The 22,927-nt window shown below is 61.1% G+C and carries 10 protein-coding genes; 4 read left to right on the top strand and 6 right to left on the bottom strand.

All coding sequences use genetic code 11. From position 1 onward, the window contains the following. Positions 1–70: 70 nt before the first annotated feature. The 4 genes from ACYZTX_RS22085 to ACYZTX_RS22100 all read right to left on the bottom strand — a co-directional run bounded on the left by ACYZTX_RS22085 (position 71) and on the right by ACYZTX_RS22100 (position 4,269). Positions 71–1,483 carry a diaminobutyrate--2-oxoglutarate transaminase gene (locus tag ACYZTX_RS22085; protein ID WP_462035837.1) on the bottom strand — a complete coding sequence of 471 codons (1,413 nt, stop codon included), beginning with the start codon at positions 1,481–1,483 and terminating at the stop codon, positions 71–73. Between the two features lie 77 nt (positions 1,484–1,560). Beyond that, positions 1,561–2,046, bottom strand: coding sequence for a GNAT family N-acetyltransferase (locus tag ACYZTX_RS22090; RefSeq protein WP_462035838.1), 486 nt, complete (start codon positions 2,044–2,046; stop codon positions 1,561–1,563). Positions 2,047–2,263: 217 nt separating this feature from the next. Further along, positions 2,264–3,589 (bottom strand): ATP-binding protein, encoded by a 1,326-nt coding sequence (locus ACYZTX_RS22095; protein WP_462035839.1) that lies wholly within the window; start codon positions 3,587–3,589, stop codon positions 2,264–2,266. Continuing rightward, positions 3,586–4,269, bottom strand: a complete 684-nt coding sequence (locus tag ACYZTX_RS22100; protein WP_462035840.1) for a response regulator — start codon at positions 4,267–4,269, stop codon at positions 3,586–3,588. The genes ACYZTX_RS22095 and ACYZTX_RS22100 overlap by 4 nt, the downstream gene beginning before the upstream one ends. A gap of 265 nt (positions 4,270–4,534) precedes the next feature. Between ACYZTX_RS22100 and ACYZTX_RS22105 the strand changes: the two genes are divergently transcribed. The 4 genes from ACYZTX_RS22105 to dsbG all read left to right on the top strand — a co-directional run bounded on the left by ACYZTX_RS22105 (position 4,535) and on the right by dsbG (position 8,669). Further along, positions 4,535–5,230, top strand: a complete 696-nt coding sequence (locus ACYZTX_RS22105; RefSeq protein ID WP_462035841.1) for a hypothetical protein — start codon at positions 4,535–4,537, stop codon at positions 5,228–5,230. A 90-nt stretch (positions 5,231–5,320) separates the two neighbouring features. Further along, a complete protein-coding gene (gene dsbD / locus ACYZTX_RS22110; RefSeq protein ID WP_462035842.1) occupies positions 5,321–7,057 on the top strand; it encodes a protein-disulfide reductase DsbD in 1,737 nt (578 codons plus the stop codon). Then, positions 7,057–7,923, top strand: coding sequence for a TlpA family protein disulfide reductase (locus tag ACYZTX_RS22115; protein ID WP_462035843.1), 867 nt, complete (start codon positions 7,057–7,059; stop codon positions 7,921–7,923). The genes dsbD and ACYZTX_RS22115 overlap by 1 nt, the downstream gene beginning before the upstream one ends. Then, positions 7,899–8,669 carry a thiol:disulfide interchange protein DsbG gene (gene dsbG, locus ACYZTX_RS22120; RefSeq protein WP_462035844.1) on the top strand — a complete coding sequence of 257 codons (771 nt, stop codon included), beginning with the start codon at positions 7,899–7,901 and terminating at the stop codon, positions 8,667–8,669. The genes ACYZTX_RS22115 and dsbG overlap by 25 nt, the downstream gene beginning before the upstream one ends. Positions 8,670–8,711: 42 nt before the next feature. Here the strand turns inward: dsbG and ACYZTX_RS22125 are convergent, their stop codons facing one another. Both ACYZTX_RS22125 and ACYZTX_RS22130 read right to left on the bottom strand, forming a co-directional pair. Continuing rightward, on the bottom strand, positions 8,712–9,524 hold the full coding sequence (locus ACYZTX_RS22125; protein WP_462035845.1) for an alpha/beta fold hydrolase: 813 nt from the start codon (positions 9,522–9,524) through the stop codon (positions 8,712–8,714). A gap of 171 nt (positions 9,525–9,695) precedes the next feature. Next, on the bottom strand, positions 9,696–22,679 hold the full coding sequence (locus tag ACYZTX_RS22130) for a non-ribosomal peptide synthetase (RefSeq protein ID WP_462035846.1): 12,984 nt from the start codon (positions 22,677–22,679) through the stop codon (positions 9,696–9,698). Positions 22,680–22,927: the final 248 nt, after the last annotated feature.

Consider the following 22,927-nt stretch of genomic DNA (forward strand, 5'->3'; position numbering starts at 1 on the left):
ATCGCTGTAGGGTGGACTGCACTGCGTGCGCAGCCGTTATGTAGAAGGAACGTGCCAGAGGCTGAAAAATTTAGAGACTGACGGTGGCAGCGGCCATGGCCCTGCCGAAAATCTCGGCCACCCGATCGATTTCCGTCGCAGTGATCACCAGCGGCGGCAGGAACCGCACCACGCCGCCATGACGGCCGCCCAGTTCAAGAATCAAGCCGCGCTTGAGGCATTCACGCTGCACCAGTGGCGCCAGACGACCGAAAATCGGTGGATGACCCAGTGCATCCGGTGCGCCCGTCGGGTCGACCAGTTCAACGCCGAGCATCAAGCCGCGACCGCGAATGTCACCCAGTTGCGGGAAGTCCCGTTGCAGGATGCGCAGGTGTTCGCTCAAACGTTCGCCCATGGCAGCGGCGTGCTCGCAGACCTTGTGTTCGGTCAGGTAACGCATCACCGCAGAACCTGCGGCCATGGCCATCTGATTGCCGCGGAAGGTCCCGGCATGGGCGCCTGGCAGCCAAGTGTCGAGCCAGTCACGATAGACCACCACGGCCAGCGGCAGACTGCCGCCGATGGCTTTGGACATGACCACCACATCGGGAATGATCCCGGCGTGCTCGAAGGCGAACATCTTGCCGGTGCGGGCAAAACCGCTCTGGATTTCATCGACGATCAGCGCCACGCCAGCCTTTTCGGTAATCCGCCGCAGGCCGCGCAACCAGTCGAGATCGGCCGGGATCACCCCGCCCTCGCCCTGCACCGCTTCAACGATCACTGCCGCCGGCAATTGCACACCTGCCTCGGGATCATTCAGCAGGTTTTCCAGGTAATTCAGATTGACCTGCACACCTTGCGCGCCGCCGAGCCCGAACGGGCAGCGGTAATCATAGGGATACGGCATGAACTGAACGCCACTGCTGAGCAAAGCGCCCAAGGGCTTTTTCGGCCCCAGACTGCCCATCAGGCTCAACGCGCCCTGGCTCATGCCGTGATATCCGCCCTGGAACGACAGCACGGTGCTGCGTCCGGTGGCGGTGCGCACCAGTTTCAGCGCGGCTTCCACCGCGTCGGTGCCGGTCGGGCCGCAGAACTGGATCCTGGCTTCAGCCGCCAATGCCGGCGGCAGCAGACCGAACAGGTCCTGAACGAACTGATCCTTGACCGGGGTGGTCAGGTCGAGGGTGTGCAGGGGCAGTTCATCGGTCAACACTTGCTGGATCGCTTCGATCACCACCGGATGGTTGTGCCCCAGGGCCAGGGTCCCGGCGCCGGCCAGACAGTCGATGAAACGGCGGCCTTCGACGTCTTCGACATAAATGCCCTTGGCACGTTTGAGGGCCAGGGGAATACGTCGCGGATAGCTGCGGGCATTCGATTCCTGCTGGTTTTGACGGGCCAGCAACGGCGATTCGTTGAACTGATAAAGCGTCTCGGTCGGCGCCGAAGTGATCCGGGCCGACTGATCTTCCATAAGGCTGGTAGCGACTGACATCTCTCGACCCCTCAATAAGGTTTTCCTGTTCTGGAAACGCATCAGGGCGTCGAGGATTTAGACCCTCGATCAGCTTTCTATGAAGGGGGTGTCAGTGCTTTGCGCATGGGAATGGCGTGGAGCCCAGCCACCGCGAAGGTTTCAGCGCAAGGCTGGTAACCCAGATGACGGTAAAACGCTTCACTGGTACGGGTGCTATTGAGTCGTGCCTGGCGCAAACCCTGATGGGTCAACCAGTCTTCGAGGTCGTGCACCAGTGCTTGCCCGGCCCCGCGCCGAAACCATTCCGGCTGCACGTAACAGAACGCGACCTTGCCGCTGATCGCGGCCATGGCGACACCGACCGGTTTGTCCTGCAACAGGGCGATGTTCAGGTACAACCGCTGATCGGTCAGCCAGGGCTGCACGTGTTCGATGGTCTTGTTGTGGGTCCAGGTGGCGACGGTCAGCGGATCGTTGCGATGGTCGAGCGCGCAACACACGCGAATGGAGCGCTCGACGATCCGGCTGATGATGCCGGCGTCCGCAGGGGTTGCCTTGCAAATGTGTATGGGTGCATCCATGGCGCTGTTACCTCAATCCATTGAGTCAAAGCTGCCGGGGACGATAGCGTCGGTGACGGCTCGAATGCCAATGGAGAGGAGTTACATTTGATGTGCAACACAGAAACAGTGTGGGAGCGGGCTTGCTCGCGAAGGCGGACTCACAGCCAACATCATCGGTGAATGTTAAACCGCTTTCGCGAGCAAGCCCGCTCCCACATTTGCTCTGCGGTGCTTGTCAGATGGGTTGCAACGGCATGGTCAGTTCGACTCGCAACCCATCCGGCCGGCTGTCGAAATGCAACGTACAACCGCAGCGCTGGACAATCGCCTGGACAATCGCCAGACCAAGACCGCAGCCGGTGCTTTGACCGTTGCGCCAGAAACGTTGGGTCAGGTGTTGCAGATCGTCTTCGGCAATGCCGGGACCATGGTCGCGAACCACAAACTGCACGCGGTTGCCGGTGGTTACCAGACTCAGCTCCACCGCGCCGTCGTCCGGGGTATGACGCAGCGCGTTGTCCAGCAGGTTGCGCAACGCGGCAATCGACAGCACGGCGGGCATTTGCACCGGGGCGTGAGAGATCTTCGGCGGCAGCTGAAATTTGATCCGCTGACGATCACCGCTGGCGGCGTCCTGAATCGCCAGTTTCGCCACCTGTTCGGCGCTGCATTGCACACCATCATCGAACGACAGACTGCCCTCGACCCGCGCCAGCAGCAGCAATTGTTCAAGGGTCCGGTGCAAGCGATCGGCGCCCTCTTCGGCCCGGGCCAGGGACTGATCCCGCGCCGCGCCGTCGGTCATGCGCGCCACTTGCAGGTGGGTCTTGATCGCCGTCAGCGGGCTTCGTAATTCGTGGGCAGCGTCACCGGTCAGACGGCGTTCCCGTTCGATGGTCTTGCCGATCCGTTGGAACAGCTGATTCTGGGTGTCCAGCAACGGTTGCAATTCGCTGGGCAGCGGTTGGATCTGCAACGGTTCCAGGGAGTCGGCGCTGCGGCGCATCAAGGCATCGCGCATGCGGTTCAGCGGCGCCAATCCCTGGCCGATGCCCAGCCAGAGCAGGCACAGGCAACCGAGCAAGGCCACGCCCACCGGCACCGAAGCCGCCAGCAGGATCGACAGGTTCAGCGCTTCACGCTCGATCTGCCGATCGGCGGTGGTGATGCGCACGTCGCCGCGGGCCAGGGTGAAACTGCGCCACGGTGCACCGTCGATCATCTGGTCGTGGAAGCCCATTTTTTCGGCTTCCAGAGTTTGTTGCGGATCGGTGTGACTGCGGGCGAGGATTTCGCCACGTAACGAACTGACCTGACAGGCCATGCCACCGGGGATGTTCAGTTGTTCAGCGCTGAAATGGGTGCCCTCGCCCTTGCTCGGCAACGCCGGCATTTGCTCCATCAGGCCGGCGACCATGCGTGCCGACGCTACCAGCCGCTGGTCGAGGGAAAACATCATTTGGTTGCGCAGGTCGCTGAGCATCCAGGCCGCAGCCAAGGCCCAGATCAGGGCAAAAGCGGCGCCGAGTGTCAGGCTCAGGCGCAAACGCAGGCTCATCACTTTTTCAGTTCCTCTCCACCATTGGCCGGCCCCAAGCGATAGCCCAGGCCACGCACCGTCTCGACAATGCCATTGCCGAGTTTGCGCCGCAGGTGATGGATATGCACGTTGAGGGCGTTGCTTTCCAGCTCATCGTTAAAACCATAAACGCTGTCTTTCAATTGCTCGGTGGACAGCACCCGGCCCCGATTATGCAGCAAGGCCTGCAACAGCGACTGCTCACGACGAGAAAGGTCCACCGGCTGGCCGCCGAGCATGGTTTCGCGGCTGCTCGGATCATAAGTCAGACGGCCGTGTTCGATCAGGTTGACACTGCGCCCCGCCACTCGTCGCAACAACGTGTGCAGACGCGCCGCCAGTTCGCGCAGGTCGAAAGGCTTGAGCAAGTAATCGTCAGCGCCGGCCTGCAAGCCATCAACACGGTCGGTGACTGAATCCCGGGCGGTGAGGATCAACACCGGGATTTCCAGACCGTTGTGTCTTAACTGCTGCAGCAGCTTCAATCCGTCTTCATCGGGCAGACCGAGGTCGAGCACCATCACATCGAACTCCGCGACCTTGAGCATCGCCCGGGCAGACGATGCGGTGGCGACATGCTCTACCGTCAGGCCCTGAGCGGTGAGGCCGGCGACAATGCCGCTGGCGATCAGCTCATCGTCTTCGCAAACCAGTACGTGCATGGGTGCTCCAAGAGAAAAAACGCGAGTCAATCAGGTGAGGATTAAGGCGCAATTATGTCAACCATGGCGGCTGACGAACAGCCTGACGTTCACTGAGTATTCTTTATCTGGAGTAAAGCTCATTACCCGCTCCAACGAGAAACACACAATAACAATAAACCGCTCTAACCCCGAAAGAATTATAAGTAAGATAATCTCCACACCAGGCCAACATCCGCCAACCCTGAAGACATAAACAACTCAACAAACTGAAAGGAATCAGATCATGCAAATACTCAAAAATTTTGTGGCCGTTGATTGGCGCGCAAGCAACGATAAAATTTACTTCTTCTTCAAAGACACTAACAAATACTCTCGATTTGATATTGCCTCCAACACGGTGGAAACGGGATATCCTGCCGATATTACATTCGATAACTGGGGAGCCGTTCATGCTTCCCTAAAAAATCTGCGATTCGGATTCGCGTCCAGTGCGCTCGGAGGTACATGGGGTGGGGGAGATGACATCTTATGGCTATTTCATAAAACCAACAATACGCCCATGGTCTGGAAGTACGACCAGGACCTTGACAAACCCGTTGCAAATTATCGCCTTGAAGATTCGATATGGCGTTCACTAACCCCTTACTTTGACAGTATTGTCGCGGGCACCTGGTGGGATACCTTTGCGCCAAAAAACGTATTCCGTTTCTTGACAAATGACGGTCACTACATCGTATTTAACTACACGACAAACAAAATATCACGGCTGCCAATAACGCCTGAATCCTGGCCTGGATTGGCGCCGTATAAAAACCGAATCATAGGCGCAGTGCAAAATGACGGACCTCTGATTGACACTTATTACTATATCTTTCTCACCAACAACGAATACATCAGATATAACCTGAAAGATAATAAAGCAGAGACCGGCCCGAAAAAAATCAATGATGATAATTGGCCCGGACTGTTGAGGGACTGAGGATTCAGCGACGTCCGGTTGCGCGGTTAATCATCGGTTAATCGCCGCCGCCCATTGTGCACCTCACTTGCACAGGGACAAGGCTTACCCATGCGTCGACTGTTTCTATTTTTTGTTCTGCTGATCTCGGGCCTGGCCCAGGCAGGGACCAATCCGTTCGAGACCCAACCCGATTTTCTACCCGTCGGCAAAGCGTTCATCTTCACCTCCGAACGCCTTGATTCCGGTGAAACCCAGCTCTATTGGCAGATCGCCGACGGTTATTACCTTTACCAGCAACGCCTGAAATTCGATGGCTTGCCCGCGGAACACAAGCCTGCATTGCCTGATGGCGAAGCGCACAGCGACGAGTTCTTCGGCGAACAGCAGGTCTATCGCCAAGGCCTGGAATTGAAGATCCCGGCAGGTGCCACGGGTCAAATCAAAGTGGGCTTCCAGGGCTGTGCCGATGCCGGTTTGTGTTATCCACCGCAAACTCAGGTGGTGGATCTGGGCGGCAAATCGACTACCGCGGCGACAAACGAAGCGCCGGACCAAGCCTTGGCCAGCGACCTGCAACAGCGGGCGCTGGGTTGGAGCTTGCTGGTGTTCTTCGGTCTGGGGCTGCTGCTGGCCTTCACGCCTTGCTCGCTACCGATGCTGCCGATTCTGGGCGGTTTGATCGTCGGCAGTGGCGCCACGCCCAAGCGCGGTTTCGCCTTGGCCGCCAGCTATGTCGTGAGCATGGCGCTGGTGTATGCGGCGATGGGCGTGCTGGCCGCGCTGCTCGGGGCGAACCTGCAAGCGCTGTTGCAAAATCCTTGGTTACTGGGCAGTTTCGCCGCGGTGTTCGTGCTGTTGGCCCTGCCGATGTTTGGCTTCTTCGAACTGCAACTACCGGTGGCGGTGCGGGATCGGCTGGAGAATGTCTCACGCAATCAGCGCGGTGGCAGCCTGATCGGCGCCGGTGCGCTGGGCGCGTTGTCCGGTCTGCTGGTCGGTCCATGCATGACCGCTCCTCTGGCGGGCGCCCTGCTCTACATCGCGCAAAGCGGCAATGCGCTGCACGGCGGGTTGATTCTATTCGCCATGGGCATTGGCATCGGTGTGCCGCTGATGTTGTTGGTGACCGTCGGCAATCGCTTCCTGCCTAAACCCGGCGCGTGGATGAACCTGCTCAAAGGCGTGTTCGGTTTCCTGTTCCTCGCCACCGCGTTGCTGATGCTGCGACCGGTGCTGGATGAATCGCTGTGGATCGGCCTGTGTGGTGCTTTGTTGCTGATTGCCGCCTACTGCGCCTGGAAACAGTCGGAAGGTTTCGGTCGCGTCGCGCATCTGTTCGGTGCCAGCTCATTGTTGCTCGGCGTTTGGGGCAGTCTGTTGATGATCGGTGCAGCGGGCGGCAGTGATGACCTGTTGAAACCGCTGCAGGTCTATAGCGCTGCAAATGCGAGCAATGTCGCCCGCCCGGTCGGCCACGACGCATTCACCACGATCAAGGACCCGGCAGCTCTGCAACGGGAGCTCGACGCGGCACAGGCTCAAGGCCAATGGGTGCTGCTGGACTACTACGCCGACTGGTGCGTGTCGTGCAAGGTCATGGAAAAACAGGTGTTCGGCAAAGCTCGCGTACTGGAAGCCTTGAGCGATGTGCGCTTGCTACGGCTGGACGTCACCGCCGACAATGCCGCCAGCCGCGAACTGCTTGGCCGTTATAAAGTGCCGGGGCCGCCGAGTTTTTTGTGGATCGGCGCCGACGGCGAAGAACGTCGTAGCCAGCGCATCACTGGCGAGGTCGATGCCGACACCTTCCTGCAACGCTGGACCACTACCCGAGACGCCCGTTAATGCTGACTTTTACCCTCGGCACGTTTGCCATCGCGCTTAACCACCTGCTGCTGATCAGTGCCCTGGCGCTGGCGACGTTTGTCGGCTGGCGGGTGGCCAAGCGCGGCGGCGAGAATCCGGAGTCGGTGCTGTTCAGCCTGTTCCTGCTGGGTATGCTGGCCGCCCGGGTCGGTTTCGTAGCCGTTTACTGGACCCATTATCGCGATGATCCCTGGCAGATCATCGACCTGCGCGACGGCGGTTTCCTCGCCTGGCCGGGTGTGATCGTGCTGCTGCTCGCCGCGTTGTATCGAGGCTGGCGTCGTCCGGGCTTGCGCCGGCCGTTGGGCTTTGGCGTGGCCAGCGGCCTGGCGTTCTGGCTGCTGGCGACCTTCTCCCTGACCATTTATGAACAAGGCACACGCCTGCCGGAAATTACCCTGCGCAATGCCGCCGGTGAAACCGTGCAACTGGCCGATTACAAGGGCGGCCCGTTGGTGATCAATCTCTGGGCCACCTGGTGTCCGCCGTGCCGTCGGGAAATGCCGGTGCTGGAAAACGCCCAGCAACACCGCCCGGACCTGACGTTCCTGTTCGTCAATCAGGCTGAAAGCATGCAAAGTGTCAGTACTTTCCTGGAAACCCAGGGCCTGAGCCTGTCCAACGTACTTTTTGACGGCAGTGGCCGATTGGGTCAGGCCGTCGGCTCCATGGCGTTGCCGACTACGCTGTTCTATAGCCCCGACGGTCGCCTGCTGGGCAGCCATCTGGGTGAGCTGTCGGAAGCCAGCCTGGCCCGCGCCCTGGAAAACTTCGACACCCCGAATCCTGCCGTACCGGCCACCTCTTCAAGGAAATTGCCATGCCCCGCCTCCGCCACCTGCTGACGTTGACCCTGGGCGCCGCCCTGCTGCATCTACCGTCGGTGCAGGCCGCCGAAGAATTACCCGAAGCGATCAAGAAAATCGAATCCAAGGGCGCGAAAATCGTCGGCCAATTCGACGCACCCGATGGCTTGCGCGGTTATGCGGCGCAGTACCAGAACCGTGGCATAGCGCTGTACCTGACCCCGGATGGCAAGCACGTGCTGCTCGGCAATCTGTACGACGCCGACGGCAACGACCTGAGCAGCGCGCCGTTGCAGAAGCTGGTTTACGCACCGATGTCCAAGGAAGTCTGGGGCAAGATGGAAGCCAGCAACTGGATCGGTGACGGGAAGAAAGATGCACCGCGGGTCGTGTACCTGTTCAGTGATCCGAATTGCCCTTATTGCAACGTGTTCTGGGAACAGGCGCGGCCATGGGTAAAGGCGGGCAAGGTGCAGCTGCGGCACATCATGGTCGGCATCATTCGCGAAGACAGTCCGGGGAAATCGGCTGCACTGCTGGCCGCCAAGGATCCGCAGAAAGCGCTGGAAAACCATGAAAAGTCAGGCAAGAACAGTTCGCTAAAAGCCCTGAAAGACGTGCCACCGGCAATTCAGGCGAAACTGGCGGCGAACATGCGGCTGATGGAAGACCTGGAGCTGCAGGCCACCCCGGCGATTTTCTACATGGACGACAAGGGCGAGCTGCAACAACAGCAAGGCGCGCCTTCGCCGGACAAGTTGGTGAAGATTCTCGGGCCTAAGTGACCTCACCGGCCCCTTCGCGAGCGAAGGGGCCGGTAAGAGCGACTAAGTTCTCTGGGCCAGGAATTTCAGCAGCACCTCGGTGACAAACTGCGGATTCTCCAGATTGGAGATATGCCCCGCCCCCGGCACCAGCACAGATGGGCAACCGATTAACTCGGCCATCTCCCGCGTCTCCGATGGCGGTCGCGGTTTGTCCTGGTCACCACACATCACCAGCGTGGTTTCAGGATTCAACTCGCCCAGTCGCGGCAACAGATCATCACGCCCAAACGTAATCCGCCCCATCGGCACGATGCTTTCACGCAGACGCTCGGGCGGCAATGCAGCCAGCTTGGCTCGGAACTCCTGATACAGCGCCGACTGCGGATCGATGCCCGGACGGAAGAAGATCGGCACCACGATATCGAGTAGCTGCGGCGCGATCATGCCGGTGTCTTCGATCTGTTTGAACAGCGAGAAATAGTAGTGGCGAGTCGGTTCCGGTTCGACGCCGACGTAAGTGTCCATCAGCACCAGACCATTGATCCGCTGCGGCGCCGATAGCGCCAGACGCACGCCCCACATGCCGCCGACCGAGAGACCGACCAGCGTGACACGGTCGATGTCCAGATGATCGAGCAACGCCAGTGCCTGGCGTGCGATGTCATCCAGCGATTTCGTGCCTTGGGGTAGCGGTCCGGATTCACCGTGGCCCCACAAGTCCAGAGCAATCACCCGGTAGTGTTGCGACAACGCGGAAATCTGCGGCGCCCACATGGCCTGGTCCCACAGATAACTGCCGGCCAGCAGAACGGCCGGGCCAGTGCCTTGATCAAGGTAGTGAAGTGATTCTCCGTCTATTGTTGCGAAGGGCATCGACTGTCTCCTTTGTGAATTGCGATCCACCCAAAAAAGCACAGGCAGCCTGAGCCGCATGTGCTCGGCAGTCAACCGGATTGAAGATCAAAAGATCGCAGCCTGCGGCAGCTCCTACAAGTGTATGCCTAGCCTGTGTAGGAGCTGGCGAAGCCTGCGATCTTTTGATGTTTAAAGCCCTTCCAGTTCCGCCATCAAGTCATTCAGACGATCCACCTTCTCCTCGGTGATATCGCTCGCCGCCAGCCCACCGATGTATTCAGCCAACTCAGCCACCGTGCTGCATTCGAACATCGCCCGCAGCGGCACATCACGTTGCAGGGCTTTCTGCACCCGCGAAGCGATCTGCGTCGCCAGCAGCGAATGCCCGCCCAGCTCGAAGAAGTTGTCGCGAATACCGACCTTCTCGACCTTCAGCACCTCGGCCCAGATATCGACCAGGGTCTGCTCCAGTTCATTGCGCGGCGCCTGGTAGTCCTGACTCTGCAACTGACCGATCTCCAGCACCGGCAGAGCCTTGCGATCAAGCTTGCCGTTGGCGTTGAGCGGCATGCGATCCAGCCATAGCCAGTGCAGCGGCACCATGTATTCCGGCAGCTCGGCACGCAGCCGTTGCTTGATGCGTTCCAGCCGCTCGGTTGGATTGATTGAAGAATCAGCCGCTACCAAATAGCCGACCAGATGCTTGCCGTTGACCCCTTCCTGCACACCCACCGCCGCTTCGCGCACTTCCGGTTGCTCATGCAGACGCGCCTCGATTTCACCCAGTTCAATGCGATAACCGCGGATCTTCACTTGATGGTCGATACGCCCGACATATTCCAGCACGCCGTCACTGCGCCGACGGGCCAGGTCGCCGGTGCGATACAGACGATCACCCGGTTCACCAAACGGATTCGGCACAAACACCTGCGCGGTGCGCAGCGGATCGCTCACATATCCGCGCCCGACACCGGTGCCGGCGACACACAACTCACCCACCGCACCCAGCGGCACCAGTTCCAGCGCGCCATCGAGCAGGTACAAACGGTTGTTGTCGGTCGGCGTACCGATCGGCAAATAGCTGCCACGCGTCGACGCCATGTCCACACGGAAGAACGCCACGTCATCCGAGCATTCCGCCGGACCGTAGGCATTCACCAGACCGATCTGCGGGTAGCGCAGCAACCACTGGTGCGCCAGTTCCGGCGGCATTGCCTCACCGGTCGGCAGCATCCAGCGCAAGCCGTCGAGGCTCATGCGTTCCTGGGCAAGCATGCCCTGGATCAGCGACGGCACGCTTTCCAGCACGGTAATGCCCTGGGCCGACACATGCGCCAGCAAACCCTGCGGATCATGGGCGATGGTGTTCGGCACGATGTCCACTCGAGCGCCGAACAGCGGTGCGGCGAGGAACTGCCAGACCGAAATGTCGAAACTTTGCGAGGCGGTTTGAGCGATCACGTCGGCGGCGTTCAGGTTCAGATACGGCACCTTGCTCAACTGATTGTTGAGCATGCCGCGCTGCTCGACCATCACGCCCTTCGGCAGACCGGTGGAACCCGAGGTGTAGATCACGTAGGCGAGGTTGTCCGGACCACTGTAGACACCCGGATTGACCACCGAAACATCGCTCGCCTGCACCTCTTCCCACACCAGCAACTTCGGCCGATTGGCGCAACTGAACTGTTCCAGTAGCGCGACAGCTTGTTCACGACAGGCCTCAGTGCAAACCAGCAACGGCGTGCGGCTCAGGTCAATGATCCGGCTCAGACGCTGACTCGGCAGGCCCGGGTCCAGCGGCAAGTAACCGGCGCCCGCCTTGAAGCTGCCGATGATCATGCCCAGCAGATCGAGGTTACGTTCAGCCAGCAATGCCACCGGTTGATCCAGCCCGACGCCTGCCGCAATCAGCGCATGGCCGAGACGGTTACTGCGCTGGTTCAGCTCAACGTAGCTGTGCAACTTGTCGAGGCAACTCGCGGCAATCCGTTGTGGATGTTGCGCGACCTGAGCTTCGAACAACGCGACGTAGCTCTGCTCCAGCGGATAGTCGTGTTCACTCTGATTGCAGCCATGGATCAGGAAGTCCTGCTCTTCGGGCCCCAGCAGCGGCAAGTCAGCCATGTCGTCATGGAAACCTTCGACCAGCGCCAGCAGCAACCGCTTGAACTCGCCGAGCATGCGTTCGACGGTCGATTCATCGAAGTAACGCTGGTCGTAAGACAGGTGCAAGCCCAGGTCATCGCCCGGATAGCAGACCGCCGTCAGCGGGAAGTTGGTGTGGGTTCGACCCGAATCAGACGTCGCGTTGAGGCTCTGCGCACGGTCCAGCACCGAGACTTCCACCGGAGCGTTTTCGAACACGAACAGGCTGTCAAACAACGGCTGGCCCTTGGGCAGTTCGCTGTTTTCCTGAATGCTCACCAGCGGCAGGTATTCGTACTCGCGCAGCTGCATGTTGCAGTCGAGCAAGCCACTGAGCCATTGACGAACGCTGCAACGCTGATCGTCTTCGGGCATTTTCACCCGCAGCGCGACGCTGTTGATGAACAGCCCGACGGTGCGCTGCATCGCTGGCATTTCCACCGGACGACCAGCCACCGTGACGCCGAACAGCACGTCGCGATCACCGCTCAAACGTCGCAGCACCAGCGCCCACGCCGCTTGAGCAAAGGTGTTGATGGTCAGTTGATGCGCCTGGGCCAGTTCGCGCAGTTGCGCACCGTCACGGGCATCCAGCCTTGTGTAGCGGTCGCCGACGATCATGCCGCCGCTTTCACCGGCATGTTCACGCAGGAACGGCCGGTCGCTCGGAATCGGCGTGGTCCGCTCGAAGCCTTGCAGGTTGGTTTTCCACCACTGCCGCGCCTCGGCCAGGCTCTGGCGCTGCAGCCAGCCGATGTAGTCGCGATAGCGCGGTGGCAAGGCCAGCTGCGCGTCTCGACCTTCGCCCAGTGCGGTGTAGATTTCGAAGAAATCGTTCATCAGCAGCGAACGGCACCAGGCATCGATGAGGATGTGGTGGTTGCTCATCATGAACCAGTAGCGCGCTGCGCCCACCCGGATCAGTCGCAAGTGGAACGGTGCCTGATTGAGCAGATCGAACCCGGCCTCACGCTCGCTTTTAAGCAACGCCTGCAACGCCGACTCCTGCTCGGCTTCGGCGATTGCGGTCCAGTCCAGATACTCGATTGGCGTGCTGCCCGGCTTGTGGATAACTTGCAGCATGTCTTCGCCGACGTTCCAGCAGAACGATGCGCGCAGGGCTTCGTGACGGGCGATCACCGCTTGCCAGGCCTGGGTGAAACGCTGCGGGTCGAGCTCGCTGTTGATGCGGTAGCGATCCTGCATGTAGTAGAGGCCGGTGCCCGGCTCCAGCAAGGTGTGCAGCAGCATGCCTTCCTGCATCGGGGTCAGCGGGTAGACGTCTTCGATAGCCGCGGCCGGGATGGGCAGCGCGTCGAGTTGCGGTTGGGTCAGTTTCGCCAACGGGAAGTCCGACGGCGTCAGGCCTCCCGCGTCGTCGTGCAGGCAATGCTCGATCAGGCTGTGCAATTCGCTGAGGTAAGCGTCTGCCAGATCGGTGATGGTCTGCACATCGTGGCGTTCGGCGCTGAAGGTCCAACGCAACACGAGCTCACCGCCATAGACCTGACTGTCGACGCTCAGCTCATTGGGCAGCGGCGCGCGAGGATCATGGGCTGCGCCGACCGCTTCATCGAGAGGACGGAACAAGGCGTCCGCGCCAAAGCTCTGGTCGAACTGACCGAGGTAGTTAAAGGTGATCGGCGCCACCGGCAAGGCCGCCATGCTTTGACGGCACAGGTCCTCGGCCAGATAACGCAACACGCCATAACCCAGGCCTTTGTGCGGCACCGCACGCAGTTGTTCCTTGATCGCCTTGATCGAGGCGCCCTGCCCGTCCGCTGGCATCAGCCGCAACGGATAGGCACTGGTGAACCAGCCGACGGTTCGCGTCAGGTCGATTTCGTCGAACAGCGTTTCACGGCCATGGCCCTCAAGTTGAATCAACGCCGACGCGTGACCACTCCAGCGGCACAGCACGCGCGCCAATGCGGTCAACAGCAAGTCGTTGACCTGGGTGCGATAGGCACTCGGCGCTTGCTGCAACAATTGTCGGGTGCGCTCGCTGTCGAGACGCACACTGACGGTTTGTGCATGACGATTCTGCCGGCCACCCTCGGGTCGATCACACGGCAACTCGACGCTTTCACCGGCCAGTTGCGCCTGCCACCCGCTCAGTTCTTCACGCAGGGATTCGCTGCCGGCATACGCCTGCAAGCGCTCGGCCCAGTCCTTGAAGGCACTGGTTTTCGCCGGCAGTTTTGCCGACTGCCCCGCGTCCAGTTGGCGATACACCGTTTGCAGGTCGTCCAGCAGCACCCGCCAGGAAACGCCGTCCACCACCAAGTGGTGAATGGCAATAAACAGCCGTTGTTGGCCCTCGGGCCCGTCGACCAGCAGCGCCCGCATCAGCGGTCCCTCTTCGAGGTTGAGGCTGCGCTGGGCATCGGCGAACAGTGCCGCGCATTTGTCCATGGCCGCAACGCGCACTTGCCACAGCACCGGCGCATCGGAAATCGCGTGGTGCTCGGCCTGCCATTGACCTGCGACGTCGGTGAAACGCAAACGCAAGGCGTCGTGCTGTTCGATCACCGCCAGCAATGCTTGCTCGAGGCGATGGGGTTCCAGCACCACGGTGGGTTCCAGCAGCAATACCTGGTTCCAGTGTTGGCGCTGGGGGATATCGGTGTCGAAGAACCAGTGCTGGATCGGCGTGAACCGCGATTCGCCGGTCAGCAAACCTTGCTCGGCCTTGACCTGCTCGGTGCGGGTCGCCACGGCGACCAGGGTCTGTACCGTCTGGTGCTGGAACAGGTCGCGCGGGCTGAAATGAATGCCTTGTTGGCGTGCACGGCTGACCACCTGGATCGACAGAATCGAGTCGCCCCCCAGTTCGAAGAAGTTGTCGTTGAGGCCGACTTGTTCGACGTTCAGCACTTCGCACCAGATCGCGGCCAACGTCAGTTCAAGCTCATTGCTCGGCGCCACGTAGTGCTGACGGTTCAGCTCCGGGTCCGGCGCTGGCAATGCGCGGCGGTCGAGTTTGCCGTTGGCGGTCAGCGGCATGCTGGCCAGCAAGATCAAGTGCGTCGGCACCATGTAATCCGGCAACTGGGATTTGAGATGATTCTTCAGGACTTCGCGCAGTGAGGCTTGTAGGGTTTCGTCCTGCTCGGCAACGTCGGTCACCAGATAGCCGACGAGTTGTTTTCCGCTCGGTGCATCAAGGGCCAAAACCACGGCCTCACGCACGGATTCATGCTCTAGCAGACGGGTTTCGATCTCGCCCAGTTCGATGCGGAATCCACGAATTTTCACTTGATGGTCTATGCGCCCGAGGTACTCCACCAGACCATCGTCGCGCTGACGCACCCGATCGCCGGTGCGGTACAGACGCCCGCCATTGGCGGCAAAAGGATCGGCAACAAACCTCTCCGCCGTCATACCCGGACGCTGGTGATAACCCTGCGCCAGACCGGCACCGCCGACGTACAACTCGCCGGTCGCGCCTTGCGGCACCAACGCCAGATCGGCATCAAGGATGTACGCCACGCGAGCGCCAATCAGGCTACCGATCGGCACACTGCCCATTCCCTCTTCAAGCTGCTCGGGGGCGAGGCTCGCCAGCGGCATGACCACGGTTTCGGTTGGACCATAGGCATTGAAAAACAGACTCGGCTTGAACGCTGCGCGAATTCGCGCCAAGTGTTCGCCGGTCAAGGCTTCACCGCCGGTGATGCACATCCGCACCGGTAATGTCTCGCCCTGAGTCGCCAGCCACTGCGCCAATTGGCTGCCGTAGCTTGGGGTGAAGCCGAGGATATTGATGTTGTGACGACGAATCAGACCGCAGATTTCTTCCGCGTCCCACTGGCCTTGCGCACGCAGAACGACTTGCGCCCCACTCAACAGCGGCACCAGCAAACGCTCGGTCGCGGCGTCGAAGTTGATTGAATAGAAATGCAGCTCGCAGTCGTCCGGGCGCATGCCGAAGCGCTCGATCACGGCGCGGCAATGCATGGCGATTTCGCCGTGGGACACCACCACACCTTTTGGTTTGCCGGTAGAGCCCGAGGTGTAAATCAGGTACGCCTGATGTTGCGGCAGGCTGATAAACGGCAGCTCGGTGAATGGGTAATTGGCCAGTTCGGCGGCGTCTTCTTCGAGGCACCAGCGGGCCACGGTCGACGGCAATTCACCAAGGGCTTTGAACATCGCCGCATCGCTGAGCAGCAAACCGATGCCGCTGTCTTCGATCATGTAGTGCAAACGGTCCAGCGGGTATTCCGGGTCCAGCGGTACGTAGGCGCCGCCCGCCTTGAGAATCGCCAGCAGGCCGACGACCATTTCCAGCGACCGCTCAAGCGCCAGACCGACCCGAATCTGCGGCCCAACCCCACGCTCGCGGAGCATCCAGGCCAGGCGATTGGCGCGACTGTCGAGTTCGGCGTAGCTCAGGGTTTGCCCGGCGAACGTCAGTGCGGGTGCATCTTTGCGGATCAGGGCCTGCTCGCTGAACAGGTGATGAATGCACTGGTCGAGTCGATGTTCGCCCGGCTCGACGCCGAGGCTGTCGAGCAGGTTTTGCTGTTCGGTGGCGTCCAGCAATGGCAACTCACTGAGGCGCTGTTGCGGATCGGCCAGCAGCGCTTCCAGCAGGTTGCGCCAATGCCCGGCCATCCGCGCAATGCGTGGTTCATCGAACAGATCAGTGCTGTAGGTCAGGCAGCAACCCAGGCGATGGTTGAGGTCGGTGACTTCCAGGTTGAGGTCGAACTTGGTCGCTCGCGCATCGTTGGCCAGGTACTCGACGGTCATGCCGGCCAGTGTGCGGCTCTGCTGGAATTCCCAGCGCTGCACGTTGCACATCACTTGGAACAGCGGGTTGTAGGCGGCGCTGCGCGGTGGCTGCAAGGCTTCAACCAAGTGATCGAACGGCAAGTCTTGATGGGACTGGCCTTCGATCACGGTGTGGCGAACCTGCTCGAACAACTCACCCACGGACATTTGCCCGTCGAGCTGGCAACGCAGCACCTGGGTGTTGAGGAACGCACCGATCAGCCCCTCGCTTTCCGGGCGAATCCGGTTGGCCACCGGCGCACCGATGCGCAGATCGGTCTGGCCGCTGTAGCGATAAAGCAGCACGGCCAGCGCGGCGGTCATGGTCATGAACAGGGTCAGACCGTGGTGTGCATTGAAGGCGCGTACCCGGGCGGCAAGGTCATCGCTCAGGTCGAAACGGAACAGCTCGCCCTGATGACTTTGCACGGGCGGACGTGGACGGTCGGCGGGCAATTCCAGCAGCGGATGTTCACGCCCCAGTTGTGTGGTCCAGTAATCGAGTTGGCGCTGACGTTCGCCAGACTCCAGCCACTGACGCTGCCAGACGCTGTAATCCAGGTAGTGCACCGGCAGCGGTTGCAGCGGCGATTCGCGGTCATCGACAAAGGCTTCGTAGAGCGCACTCAGTTCCCGAGCGAAAATGTCCATCGCCCAGCCTTCGGTGACGATGTGGTGCAGGGTCAGCACCAGGTAGTGTTCCTGCTCGGCGGTCTTGACCATACAGGCGCGCAGCAGCGGTCCGGTTTCCAGATCGAACGGTTGATGCGCCTCGTCGTCGGCCAGTTGCTGGACGCGCTGTTCGCGGCTATCAACGTCGAGCGCGCAGAAGTCCTTCCAGTCCATGCGCATCCCGGTGTCCGGGTGAACCCGTTGCCGGGCCACGCCGTCGATGCTCGGGAACGTGGTGCGCAAGGTTTCGTGGCGCATGATCAGTGCTTGCAGCGCGGCTTCGAAGCGCCCGACATCGAGTACCCCGCGCAGCCGCGCCATGCCGCCGACGTTATAGGCCGGGCTGTCCGGTTCCATCTGCCAGAGGAACCACATGCGCTGCTGGGAATAGGACAACGGCACCGGTTGGCTGCGGTCGACTTTCTCGATGGGCGGCTGCAGATTGGTGTTGCCACTGGCCTGGATCAGTTGAACCTGTTCGGCAAACGCGCCCAGCTCGCTGTTTTCGAACAGCGTGCGCAGCGGCAACTCGACGTCGCAGGCCTGACGGGTGCGGGAAATGATTTGCGTGGCCAGCAGCGAGTGGCCGCCGAGGGCGAAGAAATCGTCACGCAGACCGATTTGCACCCGTCCTAATACTTCACGCCAGATACCGGCGATGCGTTGTTCCAGCGCGGTGACCGGTTCGACGTGTTCGCGGACTTGCCATTGCGGTTCCGGCAAGGCGCGACGATCGAGTTTGCCACTGGGGCTCAGGGGCATTTCGTCCAGACGCATCAACTGCGCCGGAACCATGTATTCCGGCAGTTCAGACGCCAGTGCAGTTTTCAGGCGGGCGGTTTGAGCGTCTTCGGTTTCGCCGGTTTCAGTGGCGATGTAGTAACCGATCAACTGTGCGCCGGCCGCCGTTTCGCGCACCAGCACCACGGTTTGAGCGACGCCGTCCTGAGCCAGCAGACGTGCTTCGATTTCTTGCGGTTCAACGCGGAAGCCGCGCAGTTTGACCTGTTGATCGAGGCGGCCGAGGTATTCGATTACGCCGTCAGCGGTCCAGCGCGCACGGTCACCGGTGCGGTACAAACGCGCGCCCTGCTCGCCCAGCGGATCGACGACGAAGCGTTCGGCGGTCAGGCCCGGACGACCCAAATAGCCGCGCGCCAAACCGAGGCCACTGATGCACAGTTCGCCCGGCACACCGGCCGGAACGGGATTGAGGGCCTCATCGAGCACGCGACACAGCACATTGCCCAGCGGACGACCAATCGGCGAGCGCTCGCCATCGGCCGTTGTGCAGTGCCAATGGGTGACGTTGATCGCGGTTTCGGTCGGGCCGTAGCGGTTGTGCAATTGCACGGCGGGCAGTTGTGCCAGCACGCGGTTGCGCAGTTCGGCGGGCAAGGCTTCGCCACCGGAGAACACCCGACGCAGGCTGGTGCATTCGGCGGTCAGCGGTTCGTCGATGAACAGCGCCAACAGCGGCGGTACGAAGTGCAGCGTGGTCACGCCGTACTGTTGAACAAGCTGCGCGATGCGATGCGGATCGCGGTGTTCACCCGCCCCGGCTATCAGCAAGCGTGCACCTGTGATCAGCGGCCAGAAGCATTCCCATACCGACACATCGAAACTTATCGGCGCCTTTTGCATCAGCACGTCAGTTTCGTTCAGGCGATAGGTGTTCTGCATCCATTGCAGCCGCTCGGCGAGGGCGGCGTGAGTGTTGCCGACGCCCTTCGGCTGGCCAGTGGAACCGGAGGTGTAAATCACGTACGCCAGGTTGTCGCCGTGCAAATGCAGGCCCGGCGTTTGGCTCGGCCAGTTCTCCAGATGCAAGGCGTCCATAGCGATCACGCTGACGCCGTCGGCGGTTGGCAGGCGGTCAAGCAGTTCGGTTTGGGTCAGCAGCAATTCGACGCCGCTGTCGCTGAGCATGTAGGCCAGGCGTTCGGCCGGGTAGTCCGGGTCCAGCGGCACGTAGGCGCCACCGGCCTTGATAATCGCCAGCAGGCCGATCAACAACTGCGGCGAACGCTCGACGGCAATGGCCACGCAGACATCCGGACCGACGCCTTTGTCGCGCAGGTAATGGGCCAGGCGATTGGATTGGCTGTGCAGTTCGGCGAAGTCCATTGCGCCGCCGTTCCACATCAACGCGGTGCGCTCAGGGGTCAGGCGAGCCTGTTCGTTGAGCAGTTCCGGCAGCCAAACGTTGGCCGGCGTACACGGTGCGGCGCTCCACACTGCTTGCTGTTCGAGCTCGGAAGGGGTCAGCAGTTGCAGGTCGCCGATGACGGTTTTCGGTTGCTCGCAGATCGCTCGCAGCAGGTTGCTGAAATGCTCGGCCAGACGCTCGATAGTCGCCACGTCGAACAGTTCGCTGGCGTAGTCGAAGGACAGACTGAGGCGACCATTACGGTCTTCCTCGCTGTGCAACTGCAGGTCGAACTTGGCTTCGCGGCTGTGCCACGGCAGCTCTTCGGCCAGCAACCCAGGCAGGCGACGCAGTGCACTCAAATCCCGCTGCTGGTGGTTGAACATGACCTGGAACAAACCTTGTTCGCGGGCTTGCGGGAAGGCTTCGAGCAATTGTTCGAACGGCAGATCCTGATGCGCTTGTGCGCCCAACGCGGCCTGACGGGTTTGCGCCAGCAGCTCCACGAATGGCAGCTGCGAATGCAACTCCACGCGTAGCACCTGGGTGTTGATGAAGAAGCCGATCAGCCCTTGGGTTTCCAGGCGCGGACGGTTGGCGTTCGGCACGCCGATACGGATGTCGCGCTGGCCGCTGTAGCGGTGCAGCAGGCTCTGGAACGCGGCGAGCAACAGCATGAACGAAGTGGATTCATGGGCCTGGGCGGTCTGGCGAATGGCATCACTGAGGGTCGCACCCAGCTTCACGCAATGGCGGGCAGCACTCTGAGTGTGTTGCGCCGAGCGCGGATGGTCAGTGGCCAGGCTCAGGGTTGGATGCTCATCGCCCAATTGCGCTTTCCAGTACGCCAGCTGACGCTCGCCCTCCCCTTGCGCCAGCCATTGGCGCTGCCAGCTGCCGTAGTCGGCGTATTGCGTGGGCAATGCCGCGAGCGTCGCTTGTTGTCCTTGGGACGCTGCGGCGTACAGGCGCGAGAACTCGTCGATCAGCACGTTCAGCGACCAACCGTCGGCGATGATGTGGTGCATCGTCACCAACAGTTGATGGTCCTCTTCATCGAGGCGCACCAGGGTCACCCACAGCAGCGGGCCTTTTTCCAGATCGAATTGAGTACGGGCTTCGTCCTCACGGATTTGCTGCGCACGGACTTCCCGTTCGGCAACCGGCAGGTCGCTGATATCGATGAGTTGCAGGTTGAATTCGCTCGCGGCATCGACCTGTTGCAGCGCCACACCGTCACGGTCGAAGAACCGTGTGCGCAGGGCTTCGTGACGCTCGATCAACTGCTGGAAACTGGCGCGCAAGGCGTCTTCATCCAACTCGCCGCGCAAGCGCAAGGCGCCGGGAATGTTGTGGGCGCTGCTCTGCGGGTCGAGTTGCCAGGTAATCCACAGACGATTTTGCGCCAGGGATTGGGGCATGGCTTCTGTGCGCGACAGCGGGGTGATCGTGCCTTGGGCGAGGCCACCGTCCTGCTGTTGCTGAGCGACCACGGCGGCAAACGCGCCAAGGGTCGGCGCTTCGAACAGCAGGCGCAGGTTCAGCTCCAGAGCAAGTTCTTCGCGCAGACGCGCGACCACCTGAGTGGCCGCGATGGAATTGCCGCCCAGCAGGAAGAAGTGATCGTCAGCGCTGATCTGTTTGACCTGAAGTTGCTCGCACCAGATCTGGCCGATCAAGGTTTGCAGTTCAGAACCCGATTCGGTTTTTCCTTCGCTGTCAGTGACCAACGACGGGAACAGCGCATAGCTGTCGAGGCTGCCGTCCGCCAGGCGATTGCGGCATGCCGAGCGTTGCAGTTTGCCGCTGGAGGTCTTGGGCAGCGCCCCCGGATTGAGCAGCACCACCACGCTCGGCGCTTCTTGATACGCCTCGGCCACGGCTTGGCGGATGGCTTTGATCAGGGCGTCGGGCGGGAGGATTTTCTGCACGCTGCGGCTGATTTCCGCCGCGATGCCGATGCCTTCCTGCCCCTCGATGTAGACGGCGAAAGCGGCGACCCGCCCTTTGCGCACCATTTCCACTTCGCGTTCGATGGTTTGCTCGATGTCCTGCGGATAAAGGTTGTGACCACGCACGATCAACATGTCTTTCAGGCGCCCAGTGATAAACAGTTCACCGTTGCGCATAAAACCCAGGTCGCCGGTACGCAGCCAAGTACGGCCGGCGTGCTGAACGAACGTCTTGGCGCTGGCTTCGGGGTTGCGCCAGTAACCGCGGGCGATGCTGGGCCCGGCGGCCCAGACCTCACCGATCTCGTTGTCAGCCAACTCGTTGAGCGCTGTCGGACCCACAATCAGCACCGCGTGCTCCGGCTGACTGATGCCGCAACTCATGATCGGGTTGCCGTCGCCTGACTCCACACGGTTTTGTGCCAGGACTTGATCGTCCACGCGCATGTTTCCAATGCCCTGACCGCGAGGGCTGCCGGCCACGAACAGCGTCGCTTCGGCCAACCCGTAGGACGCCATGAAACTGTCTTGGGTGAAACCGCAGGCTGCGAACTTCTCGGCGAAGCGTTCCAGCGTATCGAGGCGAATTGGCTCGGAGCCGGAGTACGCCACGCGCCAGCCACTCAGGTCGAGGCGTTCCAGGGCCGATTCACTGACCCGCTCACTGCACAACCGATACGCAAAGTCCGGCCCGCCGCTGATGGTGCCGCCGTATTCGCTGATCGCTTCCAGCCAGCGCAACGGCCGGCCAAGGAAATACGCCGGCGACATCAACACGCAAGATACGCCGCTGAAAATCGGCTGCAACAGACCGCCAATCAGGCCCATGTCGTGGTACAGCGGCAACCAGCTGACGATCACGTCGTCAGGATTCAGATCAATGCCGAAGCCGTGGCGAATCAGCAGTTCATTGGCCACCAGGTTGCCGTGGCTGACTTGCACCCCTTTGGGCAACGCGGTGGAGCCGGAGGTGTATTGCAGGAACGCGATGTGGTCGTCTGCAAGGTTCGGCGCCACCCAACGTTCGGCCAATGCACTGTCGAGCGTATCGACACACAGCAACGGCGGCGCGCCGTCGATTTGCAGCAACGCATCGTGCAGGCCGGCGCTGGTCAGCAGCAGACGCGGTTCGGCATCGCTGATGATCGACAGCAGACGCTCCTGATGATGACGTCGAGCCGACTCCGGCGGATAGGCTGGCACCGCGATCACACCGGCGTACAGGCAGCCGAAGAACGCTGCGACATAATCCGGGCCGCTGGGAAACAACAGCACTGCGCGATCGCCAAACGCAGCCTCGGCCTGCAACGCGCCAGCAATGGTCCGCGCCCGCTGATCCAGCTCGCGATAACTGAGCACCACAGCCTGATCCTGGGTTTCGGCGAGAAAACGCAAGGCCACCCGGTCCGGCGTCAGGGCCGCTCGGCGCTGAAGGGCTTGGACCAGTGTGCTGGGGAGTTCGAACGCGTCGGTCATGAGGTTTCCTGCCTGAATTCGGCTTGCAAGTGAAATCGGTTTTCTGACGTCACGCCCCTTCGAGGGCGTGCAGGACGCGGTCTTCGCCGACCGCGCGAGGCTTGGGAATGCTGTTTTGGCCGCAGCGGCGACCCGGAACGCTTCACCAATGAGAACGGTTGACGTCTTGAAATAATTAGTCGGAGGACCCGATCGCAAATGGGGCTGCAGTGCGGCAGCGTGTCGCAGTTCTCACTTTGCTTCTTTGC

The organism is Pseudomonas sp. MDT1-17, from assembly GCF_054898105.1.

Coding starts and splice junctions, on each gene's coding strand:
- ACYZTX_RS22085 (WP_462035837.1), bottom strand. CDS start 1,483: ATGTCAGTCGCTACCAGCCTTATGGAAGATCAGTCGGCCCGGATCACT.
- ACYZTX_RS22090 (WP_462035838.1), bottom strand. CDS start 2,046: ATGGATGCACCCATACACATTTGCAAGGCAACCCCTGCGGACGCCGGC.
- ACYZTX_RS22100 (WP_462035840.1), bottom strand. CDS start 4,269: ATGCACGTACTGGTTTGCGAAGACGATGAGCTGATCGCCAGCGGCATT.
- ACYZTX_RS22105 (WP_462035841.1), top strand. CDS start 4,535: ATGCAAATACTCAAAAATTTTGTGGCCGTTGATTGGCGCGCAAGCAAC.
- dsbD (WP_462035842.1), top strand. CDS start 5,321: ATGCGTCGACTGTTTCTATTTTTTGTTCTGCTGATCTCGGGCCTGGCC.
- ACYZTX_RS22115 (WP_462035843.1), top strand. CDS start 7,057: ATGCTGACTTTTACCCTCGGCACGTTTGCCATCGCGCTTAACCACCTG.
- dsbG (WP_462035844.1), top strand. CDS start 7,899: ATGCCCCGCCTCCGCCACCTGCTGACGTTGACCCTGGGCGCCGCCCTG.
- ACYZTX_RS22125 (WP_462035845.1), bottom strand. CDS start 9,524: ATGCCCTTCGCAACAATAGACGGAGAATCACTTCACTACCTTGATCAA.
- ACYZTX_RS22130 (WP_462035846.1), bottom strand. CDS start 22,679: ATGACCGACGCGTTCGAACTCCCCAGCACACTGGTCCAAGCCCTTCAG.